The organism is Escherichia sp. MAL-1, assembly GCF_052948035.1.
In genome coordinates, this window is sequence record NZ_CM129609.1 from 1,913,675 (window position 1) to 1,927,145 (window position 13,471).

The window sequence follows — 13,471 nt, forward strand, 5'->3', positions numbered from 1 at the left end:
ATATTCAAACACTAACCTTAAACGTCTAATCCTCATCGCGTTACTTATTTCCTCTCATTCATGATTTTAAAATCACTTCTTAATTTCTGACAAGAATTTCACACATTAATCTATTCTAAGTTATCTTTTATCATATTTTTATAAATTTCATCTTTCCCGCCTACGGCGGGAGACTAATTTAACTACTTTTGCCCTTACGGGCGCTCTCTAAAACCATAGTCATTAAGATTCGTGTAATACCTCAGCCGTTCATCCGATTCTAGCCCTGTAAATTTCACAGCCTATAAAACTAGAGTTATTATTTAAGTATAGAAAAACTTTAAACATTGTCGTTATTTTTAGCTCCGTTAGGAGATATAAAAATAAAGCAATGCCCACCTATACACTGCTACGCAGTGTGTGGGGTCTACCGACGGTTGCCTGCCGCAGGCTAACACCGTTTCCTTCGGAAACAAGGTCAACGTCAACACCAGAGTTTTTCTTGCGAAAAACTAAAACCAGCATAGTCGCATTGGAGAGTTATATTTTGGTTTGATATTTAAATTAATATTGAGGTTGTTTTTATTGTATGGCTATTTTTCATCTTGATTTTAAAATTGTGAAACGTTCAGAAGGCAGGTCTTCCGTTGCGAAGGCTGCCTATCATGCTCGTACACTTATAACAGATGAAAGAACAGGTGATACGTATGATTACAGTCGCCGTACTGATTTATATGGGCATTTCATATTAGCTCCAGCTAACGCACCAGAACACATCGTAAAAGACTCTACAGCATTGTGGAATGAAGTGGAAAGAGTTGAGCGCCAGAACAATGGTCAAACATCCCGTTATTTCGATGTTGCTATTCCTGCCGAGTTAAACAATGACAACAAGAAAAGACTTGTCCTTGAGTATTGTCAGAAAAATTTCGTTGATAAAGGCATGATTGCTGACATCGCTTTTCATGATCTCGATAGTGATAATCCTCATGCTCACGTTATGTTGACGTTAAAAACCATAGGCCCGGATGGTTTTGGCAAAAAGGAAAGAAGCTGGAACGACAGAAAAATGTCTATTTTTTGGCGTGAATCATGGGCATCTATGGCTAACAGCTACCTTGCTGCCGCTGGTTCATCAGAACGTATTGATCATCGTTCTCTTCAGGCCCGGCATGAGGAAGCGTTAGAAAATGCAGCAGTAGCTTTAGATAATGAAGAAAAAGCGTTATGGCTTGCCAAGGCCGCTGAAACAAATCGCCCTGCGATGAAACGTATCCACAGTGCCAAATGGCGTAGTAAGACTGCTCAGGAGCAAAGAGCCGCAGAACAGGCTGTTCGTGATGCTGCTAAACAAGAAGCTGTTGAAGTCTACAAAACATTCTGTGAACTTGACCTTGAAATTGTTGTTGATGTCAGAAGCTTCACCGTGTCTGTTCTTGCTGAACCAGAAGAAATTGTTTTACCAGAAACGCGATCCAGCTCTTCCACCAATGAAGAACAAAAACCTTTACTGGTAGCACCAACTCCTCATACTCGTATGCGTGGAGTCAAATCTTACCGTGATAAAACAAAAGTCAGTAAGGTTGTGGCTGGTATTCCGCCATCAATCAGTATTTCTGATTCTGGTACAAATACTATTCTGAAAACATCCACCTCTCAAAACCCAAACAGGGCATCCAGAAGCGCCCCTGACCGTGCAAGAAAGCATAAGACTACACCACGTCAGGATAATATTTTTAAACGTTTCACAACTCTTGTCATAGATTTTTTCAAGCAGAAGCTCGTATGGGCTAAAGTAAACAAAACCAAAGTTGATATTATCAATGAGGAACATGATAAACGTATTGCTGAAAACTATGTCTTTGATGAAGTATTAGGTCATTATGTTTCTCGTACTGAATATGAGAAAGTAGCTAAATTTAACCAAGATGATTATAAGCCTACACCTTCAGAGATAAAACGCTTCCCTAGTCGTCCTAAGCACGAACGAGTCAATGCAGATAATAACATGAGTTTTAAGCCGACTGTTTCAACAATAAATGATAAAAATCATACTCCTCGTTTAAGGCCACCTACACGCCGTGGCCTAGATAAACTATAGAATAACTTATATTGCTGTTATGCAATTAGTAACACAATTTTGTTTACTCATATTAATAAGATCGCATCTGCATAATCATTTAATAGCCTCTATATATTTTATAAAATCATTTTCCCATCCTTTTATTCTGATTGTTTTAGGGTGAGGCGCTCTAATCGTATGTTCTGGGAGGTCTGGATGGTATAATCTTACGAAATGTTTTTCTGGCAATCCATTTATGTTTTCAAACATTAAATCTTCATATAAAGACGTTAGTCGATGATCATATTTATGATTTGTGAAGAAAACACATATATCAGGAGTAAGAATATTAATTTCCTCCTTTAATATATAATCAAACGATGATATATCTCTAGCTAGCTCGGTATAATCTGGTGATCCGCAATCAACATCAAACCGATTCAGATTTGACCATGCAATTGCATATGGTTCAATACTAAGCGCTCGCTCTACTTTCCTTATGATATTCCAGAATGGACTGCTATAATATGATACGCCAAAATCGAACTCCTCATATGTTTCAAGCTGTTCATTAATATCGGGAGAGTTGCACCATCCATAGGTTTCCTGTCCTATAACCATCAATTTATTATGCTGATGAAAATAATTTTTTAGCTTTAAAAGGAGGGGGCCATGTAAGTTATTATCTGAATGTTTCTCACGGTAATTATTTAATGCGTTAATGTTGTTGACATATAGCATATTAAGTTTTTTATTCATATCCTTTCCATTTTTAACTAATATCATAATAACATAAATAGTTATCATGGTATTATTCGATTTGTAGAAAGTCAATCTCTGTTTATAATAGGGTTATTATTTTTTTATTTCATCATGGTTACAATAATCACATTTATTTATACTGCTAAAATAATATGAGCATGTATTTTTAAAACATTCTTCCTGAAAATTCCATCTACTACTTACACACGGCTATGCCCTAATACTGAATCAATTATTCCGTTTTAGCGTATAACTTAAATGGTAAATTTAAATTATCTAGTTTCGTTATAGATCATTTCCTTATGATAATTGATAATGATCACATCTTGAAATATAGCATGTTATTTACAACCTATGATATTTGATCTTAAACGTATAATAAAACTATATTTCCAGCAGCAGCGCTTAGTGATTATTCCAAACAATCACTAAGCTTAGATATAAATGCAAGAGAGGAAACTAATGCCATAAAAAGTAAAACTGCCTCCTAAAGCATCTATGATTAGTTGTTCTCATCTTCACTAACTGAATAATGAAGAAAAAAATGCTCTCAGGCCAGTTATAGCTAAAAAAAGTACCGACTTCCGGGAGTTAAAGTCCCGAATCCCGGTACTTAAGTTGATAGCTATTTTTCAAATAAACATGTAAAAACATTCTTATATAATTCAGCATTGAAAGCTTCAAAATACCATTGAACGTTATTTTGAAAGAACATTTAAATTTGACACTTTGAACCAATCCCTTAAAATAAAATATATACACAATTCACTCAAAAATAAGAGGAGTCAACATGACAGACCATATAAAAAAAGAACCAGAAGATGAAACAATTATTGATAGTGCTAAAATTTACGATGCGCTTAGAAAAAATTATTTTGATAGATGCTTCCTTTCTTCTTACTTAGATGAAAAAATAGATGATAACTTACATCCTTTCAGTGACGAAGCATATAATAAAATGAAGTTCTTGCATGATGAAAAAGATAATCTTAATTTTAAAAACAAAATGAAAGAGATTAAAAGGAATTTATCTACATCACAAAAAAAAGAAGTCGAAAAAATAATGAAAAACAAAATAAAATAATTTTTTAAATATCCAGCCATGAAAAACACTTTCTCCGATGAGATAAAGATCATGACTACTTTCTTTATCTGAATATATAGAAGCCTACATTGACTTCTATATCCCATTAAACCTATTAAATATTTTTAACTTCCAATATTCAGAACCTTCCTCTTTCTCTCGAAGATTGGCCTCAAGATTCTTCATGATTAGCGCTTTTACTCCTTGGTTATGTGCTGCCATTACTTTGTTAAAGAGTTCTTTTTCATCTATATCTTCCCGTTTTTCTTTTCCTGTTCCATTCACTTTTTTGTAGTAATCGAAATCATCGAATAGATTATTTATTTGTATTTTAAGTGCCTGTCCCGCACACTTTTCATTTTCAATGATCATTACCGCTTCATTATGAAATCCATATGCTATTTCGTATATGAAATCGCAATATAATAATAAGACCGTGCAAATGGCAAAAAACATTGATTCATTTTTTTCGTATAATACCACATCATTCATATCATATTCCTCTTGTAATCGATGTACAGCCCCATTACGGGGCCACATAATCTAAATCAGTGAGTAGATAACAACTCTGCCCATGATTTCTTAATCTATTTTTATTTTGATATTATTTACAAAACTCCCATGAATGGTGGACCAGACGTTCCGCTACCTCTTCAAAGTTTACTTCTTCAAGCTTTCCTTCCAGACATTCACATTGGATAATGATGTAAAAATTTTTACTGATATGCTCAATAACATTGCCGATGAAAACACACATAAAATCCGCATCATATACCAAGTATGAGACATTATCAGAGGCCATATCCTGCATAACCTTCCAACTAGCCTCAAACGAACGCTCTGCAATATTATAAAACGTTTCTGTAGATACACTTTTAATTTCAAAAATTTTACTCATGGTTACGCCTCACTATTAAATGATATTTGTTTGCTTTTTTATTTTTTCGCCCCATGAATGAGGCTAAAAATGATTTATTAAATAACCTTTTTATCTTCGTTTGTGATTAACACGTAATGTTATCAACACCACCTCCTTATCAACCATTTTTACTGAATGCCCTTGTTCAAAGCACTCCCATCTGACTACCTTTTTAAAAGATGCGCTTGCATTTTTGATACAATCCTTATAAATACTATCCATGAATGCATCATCCTCCATTAACATCTCTGCTTCATCGGGTCGGACTTCCTTAAGCGTATTTATTTTCATTTCATAAAACAAACCTGCCATATGCATAAATACTTTTTGAGATTCTTTTATCAGTTTTTCACTCATGTCTCTACCTCTTGATTTATATTACAGACTGTTTATTTGCGCTGATTTCTATTCTTTTGTAATAAAGAACATAATCATCACCATTAAAGCATTTAATCAAAAACTCATGATAACTACTTAGTATAGTTTTAACCTCCGGGACTGATATGTGTTTAATCTTTATCTCTTCAGGACTTTCAAACCATTCCTGTAACGTGAGATTAATAATATCCATTATGAATATCTCCCTGTAAAATCCATCCTTCATTTTTTTCAGAAAAGCATCATCACTTAGATTAAAGTATAAGTAATGTATTAACTCGTTATAGGTATTTACAACATCAGTAGCAAAGTTTGCTGTCTCAGCATTACTTGCGGATATTTTAACGGGTATTTCATTCCAGCCTACACATTTTTCGTTCATATTGCCCTCTCTCATTAATAGTTAGTACGATACGCAGAGTAAATAACTCTCAGATTCTTTCTCACCTCATCCAAGAACAGATGATATTCTTTCCCTTTATTATCTTTCATTGATTCAGCAAACTCTCGTTTTGTTCGCTCGATCACTTTTCCAATCACTTCTTCAATATAAAGTCGGTCTTTAAAATGACGCTCATAATCATTTCCCATACAATCAACCATGACCTGAAGATGTTTTCTAAAGTTATTTATTGCCATTTCCATAAATACTTCTGTCTCATCATTCGTAACAGTCACCACACAAGGCAGTACGTTTTTATTTTTCATCTTAACCCCTCATTATTTAATAAACTTTTTTAGATATGATTGCGAGAATCAGAAATGATTTTGTAAATCCATTCATCAATCTCACTTTCAATAAATGCGATAGAGCGCAATCCGGTTTTTACTTGCTTAGGAAATTTACCCGCTCTTATTAAGGTATATATCCACGTTTTACCAAACCCTGTTCTTCTTTTTACTTCCGGTAAACGAATCAGTTTCGGATGTTTATCTGTTTTGTTTTGAACCATATTTATCTCCTGTTTTTTTACGTAATATCTTGGATATTTCGTTTTTTAGTATGTTGTTCGATGGAGATAATTCTAGGATTTTGGCTGGTTCTAAACTAGGGATGTTCACCAACCGTGAGTTTCGCGGAAATTTTTGGAGGGATACGCTTTTTAGGGATGTTCGCAGGTTGTGAACATCCCTTGTGTTTACTTTTTGTTTTTATCCGAGGATTTATCGTTAAGTGTTATCACATCAACGATATACCAATCCTTCAACATATTGTTTTTAATATAGAAATCATTTAAAACCTTGAAGTACTCATCGTTATCAAGATAACTTTTCGCGTAATCATAATCAGTATCTTTGATGTTCTCACTACTTCTGACCCCATTATTACCATGCAGGATGTCAGCTAAAATGGTGAAAGGTATGTTCTTACCTTCGTTGTAGAGCTGTTCCCATGAGATCAAATCCATCAAAGGGATGACTTTGTAATCAAGTATTCTTTCAAAGGTCTTATGACCAAACCTAAATTTTCGTTTCGGGGGTTTAGGCGTTTTCAGGTGCTTTTGCCATAGAGCAATCAGTACTTTCAGATGTTCTGCGAGATCGTCACTGCTGGCTTCTTCCAAGTCAATTTCAATCAGCATCTTGTTAGCAGGGTTCATGCCTCCTTGTTTCAGATACTCAGAGATGTAGTCGGAACTCACTGCAACAGGGTCTGTTTGCTCTGAAGTCTCCAGCCGATACATAGCCCGCCCATAGTTGAACAATTGAACTCTGGTCATTGGTCTTACAGCATAGCTATGCGACAGTCTGTGATTGTCTGAAATCCAGTCTGATTTAAGTATCACATCACCACATCGGATTGTGGCATCATGGTATATCGCTTGCATTTGATTATCTTTGCCTGCTGTTTCCCATTGTTGTCTTGTTTTGTAAGCCAACATCCGTCTTTCAAGCTCTGCATAGATTTGTTCTAAGGTGAGGTCTTTCAGGCCATCATATCGGCGTACATCAAACCAAGATAACGCTGCCCTGATTTCTTCCATTTCCTTTTGTGTAGTCATTGTTCTACCGATTGCTTTTGTGTTTCCTAAACGTTAGCCCATTCAACATGATAGAGAAAGTGGAAAAGAGGAGCGGCTTTTCAAAATGGTGTGAGCACAGCAAGTGACCTTGGAGGTCAGTGCTTTCACATTGACTAAACATGATTTATTTAATAAAAAATAACCAATTGTTTTTCATCATTTATTTTAACAAAAATAACGACAACATCATGTTGATAATGAAAGCAAATTTAGATACGTATAGTCAGATGATTATGACAACAACCAATTGTTTTTAATTGACATTTTTACAACAAGAAAACAATAATGATGGTAAATATGTTGGTAAAAATATGGCTATATTTAACAAAGTCAGTAATAACAGGAGATGTAGATGAAGTTCGAGTCCAGTCAGAGGAGCCAAATTTTAGTTTTGAGACATCTCTATGAGTCTCAAAACAGTTAAAAAATAAAAATTATTTTTACCCGGTTACCTTGTAAAAAAGTGACCGGGTTTTTTGATTTCTGTGTTTCGTGCGCTTAATCGAGTCTCACGCTTCAGTGAGCAAATTGTCCCTCCCCAACAGACATCACGATTCGCAAGGTCAAAAACTCTGTTCCATGAAGTACCGTACAAAGATAAAGAGAAAAATGCCTTATGCGGGATGTCGCTATCGCGTCTTTATCGGGAAACTATGCGTAATTGCCACTTTGCCTTCTGTAATCAGAAAAAGAAGAACTGGAATTTTAATAAATATTATTTCTCTGGGAACGGGGGGGTATAATCAATATGACGAGTTGAATATTATATTTTTTATAAGAATTATATGAGATTAAAGAAATCTGCCGTAAAGACAGATTTCTTTAAAAGATAATTAGAGATTTGCGACGTTATGATAAACTTTTTGTACATCGTCGTCATCTTCAAGGGCATCAACAAGCCCTTCAAAGATTTCTAAATCTTCTGGGGAAAGCTCAACTTCAGATTGAGCAATCATTTCTAATTCTGTTGTTGAGAACTCAGTGATTCCAGCTGCTTTTAGAGCCGCGATTCCTTTATGAAGGTCAGTAGGTTCAGTATAAATAACAATGTTACCTTCTTCTTCAGTCACATCACGAACATCAACTTCAGCTTCAAGTAAAATTTCAAAAATATGGTCAGGGTCTGATCCTTTAAATACAATCACACCCGTATTGTCAAACATATAGCTGACAGAACCTGCCGCTCCGATATTGCCGCCTTTTTTATTGAAAATTGTGCGAACGTTAGCAATCGTACGGTTAACATTTGAAGTCAATGTCTCGGCGATAATCATTGAGCCATTAGGACCAAAGCCTTCATAACGGCCCTGCACGAACGTTTCATCTCCGCCGCCTTTGGCTTTATCAATTGCTTTATCAATAACGTGCTTTGGAACTTGTGCCTGCTTTGCACGTTCAATAACGAATTTTAAAGATGTGTTTAATTCTGGATCGGGTTCACCTTGTTTAGCAGCAGCATAGATTTCTACACCGAATTTTGCATAAATTTTAGACGTTGCACCGTCTTTAGCCGTTTTTTTAGCAACAATATTGGCCCATTTACGTCCCACTGGAATGATCTCCTCGAAAATTTATTTACATTACTGGTAAATCGTTAACATGTGTTAAATCAGCATATTATATCATAACCGGAAAAATCTCGTCTATTAGAAATAAAAATATTCTAAAGCCATAATCTTATATTTTGTTTTATAAAAACTAATGTTGTTGGCGGGATTTTTTATAATTATATTTTGAAAGCATACATGCTTTTAATATGCGGAAATCATTAAGACGATAATGAAACTCGCATCTGCCCAAGGAAGCAAACAGCCCGCGTTGATTGCAGGCTATTTGCCAGATGTCTTACTTAATCCTTCACATCTATTTCTGATGAGAAGGTTCAGAACTTATTATCGGAACGGCGGCTCATTAAAGGTTCGTAATTTACGCGAATGCAGTCGGTCGCCTTCTGCGCGCAGCAAATCGATCGCCCGAATGCCAATTTGCAGATGTTCGGAAATAGCGCCTTCATAAAAACGGTTAGCCTGGCCGGGAAGTTTAATCTCGCCATGCAACGGTTTATCTGAAACACACAGTAGTGTCCCGTATGGCACGCGGAAACGATATCCTTGCGCGGCAATGGTTGCACTTTCCATATCAATTGCTACGGCCCGGCTTAAGTTAAAACGAAGTGCAGAAGCTGAGTAACGTAATTCCCAGTTCCTGTCATCTGTGGTTACCACAGTACCTGTACGTAGCCGCTGTTTGACTTCCTCACCGGGCCTGCCACTCACCAGCTTGGTGGCGTCATAAAGCGCACGTTGCACTTCAGCAATGCTCGGAATAGGAATATCGGGCGGCAGAACCGCATCAAGAACGTGGTCATCGCGTAAATAAGCGTGTGCAAGTACATAATCGCCAATGGCCTGACTTTCACGTAATCCGCCACAGTGACCAATCATCAACCAGACATCCGGGCGTAGCACTGCCAGATGATCGCAGATGGTTTTAGCATTGGACGGTCCCACGCCAATATTCACCAGAGTAATACCCTGACCATCGGCGGTAATTAAATGCCATGCTGGCATCTGGTGTTTTTTCCATGCAAGGTCGGAAATGGCTTCTTCTGGCGCTTCGGTTTCGGCGGTGATCCAGTTCCCGCCAGCACAAGAAAGGGCAATGTAGGGACTATCAGGATCGAGGATCTGGCTGCATCCCCAACGAACGAATTCATCCACATAACGTGTGTAGTTGGTAAACAAGACGAACGGCTGAAAATGTTCAACTGGCGTACCGGTATAATGGCGCAACCGTGCGAGGGAAAAATCGACGCGGCGCGCATCAAAATGCGATAGCGGGGAGAATTCAGTTGGATGATAAATGCCGTCTGCAGTTTCATCGCCAATTTGCGCCAGTTCTGTTGTCGGGAAGTAGCGAGTTAACCCAGCGCTCATTGAGCGATCAAGTGTCAATTCAGAGCCATCGATGACATAAGGATAGGGGATTTCATGCTGCGAGGGTTGCACAGAGATATGCGCACCATAATCCTGATACAGCAACGTAAGTTGTTCATTAAGATACGAACGAAAGAGAGTAGGGCGAGTAATCGTGGTGGTGTAGCTGCCTGCGTGGGTAAAGCGACCAAATGCGCGCGTTTTGGGGGGATTGGTTGTGCTACCGTCCCAGGTTACGGTCAGTGATGGATAGACAAAAAGACCTTGTTTGCGGGCGTTTTCATCAGGTAATTCGCCACTTGTAATATAGTTGCCAATGGCGTTGCGTAATGCGACTACAGATTGCTCATACAGCGCGTCGAGTTTATCCAGTGCCTGAGCTGGGGTCAGACCGGAGCCCTTATTATTCATGTGTGTCTCCTGTTCCATACAATTACCGCACATCCGATAGTATGTCACAGAAATGTGAAACAAAAGTGTAAGGCGAAGATCGGATGATCTTCGCCAGGCTATCAAGCGCGTTGACTGTCTTTCATCAACAAAGCGGTCATTGCGGAAATCAGGCATCCAGCCAGCAAATAAATGGCGACGCTATGCCAGTTCCCGGCAAAGTAAGTGATGAGTGCAGCGGCAATAAAAGGTGTAAATCCACCGCCAACCACACTGGCAACCTGATAACCGACTCCAGCGCCACTATAGCGATAACTGGCACCAAACATTTCGGTAAACATCGGTTGTTGCACACACACCACCATGTCATGCGCAATGTTTGCCAGCATTATGGAGAAGAAAACTATCCAGAAAATAGATTGTGCTTCAAGCGCCATAAAGAAAGGAAATGCGCTCAACGTTCCGATTAACGCGCCTGTGATATAAACCCTGCGGCGACCAAAACGATCGGCAAGCCAGGCAAAACAGGGAATTGTCAGGCAGCTTAATCCACCTACCAGCAAACCAATATTGAGGAAAAGTTCGCGCGGTAACCCCATATTCTGGGTTGAATAATTAAGTGCGAAGGCAGTAACGATGTACATCGTCAGCAATTCGCACAGTCGTAGCGCAATAATCTTCAGGAAAGCACCGGGATGTCGTAACAGCGCTTCGATAACCGGGATGCGTTTTTTCGCGGCAGCTTGATAATGTTGCTGTTGTTCAAATTCCGCGGACTCCTCCATGCCATTGCGCACCCACAATGCTCCCAGTACCAGTACGATGCTAAACAGGAAAGGAATGCGCCAGCCCCAGCTTAAAAACTGTTCGTCAGTCGTCATCATACTGATCAATGAAACCAGTCCGGTTGAAAGCAGTAAACCTACACCGTAGCCAACTTGTACACCGCTACTGTAAAAGGCTTTTTTATTTTTCGGTGCACTTTCAACGGAAAGCAACGCCGCGCCTCCCCATTCGCCGCCGACGGCAAATCCCTGAATGGCACGCAGCGTCACCAGTAAAATAGGTGCCCACCACCCAATGGTCGAGAAGGAAGGAAGAATACCAATCAAGGCTGTCGCGATGCCCATCATCCAGACGGTCAGCATTAACATGCGCTTACGTCCCAGTCGGTCGCCAAAGTGACCGAAAATGACACCGCCGAGCGGACGGAAAAGGAATCCGACGCCAAAGGTGGCAAATGCGGCGAGCGTTCCCATCGCCGGGCTTACTTGCGGGAAAAACTCGCGATTAAACACCAGTGCGGCGGTAATGCCATAGAGTAAAAAATCATACCAGTCGACGACGGCACCAGCGAAACTGCCTAACGCAGCTCGTCGGGCGCGACTTAACGAAAGCGTCCCTTCATCGGGACGAGTGGAGATGAGCGTGGAGTCCATAATGATCCTGTTTGTACTGTCTTTTTATAATTAGTATGGAAAAGGTAACTCACATTGCCGTCGATCTATAAACGAACCTTATGAGACTACCTCGACAGAGCGCATCTGCAAATGATTTTATGGCCGATTAACGGCAACATGAAAAATTCGCTGGAAGATGAAAGCGCAGGAGTTGCTGGTGTTGTTTAAGGATTAAGCAGAGGACCCACAGGTTCGAGATATGAAACATAAAAGTCCGCATATGCACAAAATTGCGCCATGATGAGTCTGATAGACTGCAATGCATTATAACCAGTAGGGAGGCGAGGTTAGGTATGTTTTTAGCATCATTGTTGAGACGTATTGCATTTAGTTACTACGATTATAAAGCTTATAATTTTAATATTGAAAAAACAGAGTTTGTTGTTATCCATATTCCCGACCAGATTGGCGATGCTATGGCCATCTTTCCTGTTATTCGGGCGCTTGAATTGCATAAAATTAAGCATCTTTTAATTGTTACGTCGACAATTAATTTAGAAGTGTTTAATGCACTTAAACTTGAAAAGACTAAATTAACATTAGTCACAATGACTATGCAGGATCACGCAACATTAAAAGAAATAAAAGATTTAGCAAAGAACATAACACAGCAATACGGTACGCCGGATCTTTGTATAGAGGCGATGCGTAAAAAGAACCTGAAAACGATGATATTTATCAGTCAGTTAAAAGCAAAAACGAATTTTCAGGTTGTTGGTTTAACCATGAAGTGCTACTCCCCTTTGTGCAAGAACGCGTCCCGGATGGATCAGAATCTCCGGGCTCCTGTACCCATGACATGGGCATTTATGATGCGTGAGGCGGGTTTTCCAGCAGTCAGGCCAATATATGAATTGCCACTAAGTGAGGATGTACTCGATGAGGTGCGCGAGGAAATGCGATCGTTAGGATCTTACATTGCGCTTAATTTAGAAGGTAGCTCGCAGGAACGTACATTTTCATTATCGATTGCAGAAAATCTAATAGCAAAAATTCAAAGTGAAACAGATATACCAATAGTGATCGTTCATGGACCAAAAGGGGAAGATAAAGCCAGGGTATTAGTGGATTGTTATAATAATGTCTACCGTTTATCCTTATCACCCTCGATTAAACGTTCAGCAGCAATCATAAAAGATGCTTATATCGCAATAACTCCTGACACCTCAATATTACATATGGCAAGTGCCTATAATACTCCCGTTGTTGCAATTTATGCTGATTACAAAACGCGATGGCCCGCAATGGCCGATGTTTCGGAGTCAGTCGTCGTTGGGCAAAAAATTGACAATATAAGTCTGGATGAATTCGCAAAGGCATTAAAAAGTGTTTTGGCGAGAATATGAGACAGTACTTATGCATAGTAATGCCGATCTGTTATGAACGGTGGTGTCATCAATACTCTGAGGCTGGTCAATCATCACAGAAAACCAGCCTTTGGATCAAAGCTGTACTCACCGGATACGATCATAGTCAC

At 38.8% G+C, this 13,471-nt stretch carries 14 protein-coding genes; 3 read left to right on the forward strand and 11 right to left on the reverse strand.

Translation table 11 applies throughout. The features are described from left to right. Positions 1 to 568: 568 nt before the first annotated feature. Complete coding sequence (mobQ, locus tag ACU8XX_RS09215; protein WP_240765459.1) at positions 569 to 2,080, forward strand: MobQ family relaxase; 1,512 nt, start codon at positions 569 to 571, stop codon at positions 2,078 to 2,080. A 75-nt stretch (positions 2,081 to 2,155) separates the two neighbouring features. Here the strand turns inward: mobQ and ACU8XX_RS09220 are convergent, their stop codons facing one another. Then, positions 2,156 to 2,800, reverse strand: a complete 645-nt coding sequence (locus tag ACU8XX_RS09220; RefSeq protein WP_023277226.1) for a hypothetical protein — start codon at positions 2,798 to 2,800, stop codon at positions 2,156 to 2,158. Positions 2,801 to 3,593: 793 nt separating this feature from the next. Here ACU8XX_RS09220 and ACU8XX_RS09225 point away from each other — a divergent pair. After that, positions 3,594 to 3,887 carry a hypothetical protein gene (locus ACU8XX_RS09225; RefSeq protein WP_064179591.1) on the forward strand — a complete coding sequence of 98 codons (294 nt, stop codon included), beginning with the start codon at positions 3,594 to 3,596 and terminating at the stop codon, positions 3,885 to 3,887. Between the two features lie 96 nt (positions 3,888 to 3,983). Here the strand turns inward: ACU8XX_RS09225 and ACU8XX_RS09230 are convergent, their stop codons facing one another. The 10 genes from ACU8XX_RS09230 to shiA form a co-directional block, all read right to left on the reverse strand. Beyond that, on the reverse strand, positions 3,984 to 4,379 hold the full coding sequence (locus tag ACU8XX_RS09230; RefSeq protein ID WP_064179592.1) for a hypothetical protein: 396 nt from the start codon (positions 4,377 to 4,379) through the stop codon (positions 3,984 to 3,986). Between the two features lie 112 nt (positions 4,380 to 4,491). Continuing rightward, a complete protein-coding gene (locus tag ACU8XX_RS09235; protein WP_045910840.1) occupies positions 4,492 to 4,785 on the reverse strand; it encodes a hypothetical protein in 294 nt (97 codons plus the stop codon). Positions 4,786 to 4,875: 90 nt separating this feature from the next. Continuing rightward, entirely contained in the window at positions 4,876 to 5,163 is a 288-nt protein-coding gene (locus ACU8XX_RS09240; protein WP_064179593.1) for a hypothetical protein, read from the reverse strand. A gap of 16 nt (positions 5,164 to 5,179) precedes the next feature. Next, positions 5,180 to 5,566, reverse strand: a complete 387-nt coding sequence (locus ACU8XX_RS09245) for a hypothetical protein (protein ID WP_064179594.1) — start codon at positions 5,564 to 5,566, stop codon at positions 5,180 to 5,182. 14 nt (positions 5,567 to 5,580) lie between these two features. Then, on the reverse strand, positions 5,581 to 5,892 hold the full coding sequence (locus tag ACU8XX_RS09250) for a hypothetical protein (protein ID WP_069196826.1): 312 nt from the start codon (positions 5,890 to 5,892) through the stop codon (positions 5,581 to 5,583). A gap of 29 nt (positions 5,893 to 5,921) precedes the next feature. Further along, positions 5,922 to 6,137: a helix-turn-helix transcriptional regulator gene (locus ACU8XX_RS09255; protein WP_000250489.1), complete on the reverse strand. Its 216-nt coding sequence runs from the start codon at positions 6,135 to 6,137 to the stop codon at positions 5,922 to 5,924. 186 nt (positions 6,138 to 6,323) lie between these two features. Further along, on the reverse strand, positions 6,324 to 7,187 hold the full coding sequence (locus ACU8XX_RS09260) for a DUF6387 family protein (protein WP_048287092.1): 864 nt from the start codon (positions 7,185 to 7,187) through the stop codon (positions 6,324 to 6,326). Positions 7,188 to 8,041: 854 nt separating this feature from the next. Beyond that, a complete protein-coding gene (locus ACU8XX_RS09265) occupies positions 8,042 to 8,758 on the reverse strand; it encodes a YebC/PmpR family DNA-binding transcriptional regulator (RefSeq protein WP_000532912.1) in 717 nt (238 codons plus the stop codon). A 342-nt stretch (positions 8,759 to 9,100) separates the two neighbouring features. Beyond that, positions 9,101 to 10,555, reverse strand: a complete 1,455-nt coding sequence (gene amn, locus ACU8XX_RS09270) for an AMP nucleosidase (RefSeq protein ID WP_001060244.1) — start codon at positions 10,553 to 10,555, stop codon at positions 9,101 to 9,103. A 101-nt stretch (positions 10,556 to 10,656) separates the two neighbouring features. Then, positions 10,657 to 11,973: a shikimate transporter gene (gene shiA / locus ACU8XX_RS09275; RefSeq protein WP_000378572.1), complete on the reverse strand. Its 1,317-nt coding sequence runs from the start codon at positions 11,971 to 11,973 to the stop codon at positions 10,657 to 10,659. A 314-nt stretch (positions 11,974 to 12,287) separates the two neighbouring features. On the opposite strand from shiA, the gene ACU8XX_RS09280 reads away from it, so the two are divergent. Further along, positions 12,288 to 13,340: a glycosyltransferase family 9 protein gene (locus ACU8XX_RS09280; protein ID WP_000477906.1), complete on the forward strand. Its 1,053-nt coding sequence runs from the start codon at positions 12,288 to 12,290 to the stop codon at positions 13,338 to 13,340. Positions 13,341 to 13,471 lie beyond the last annotated feature (131 nt).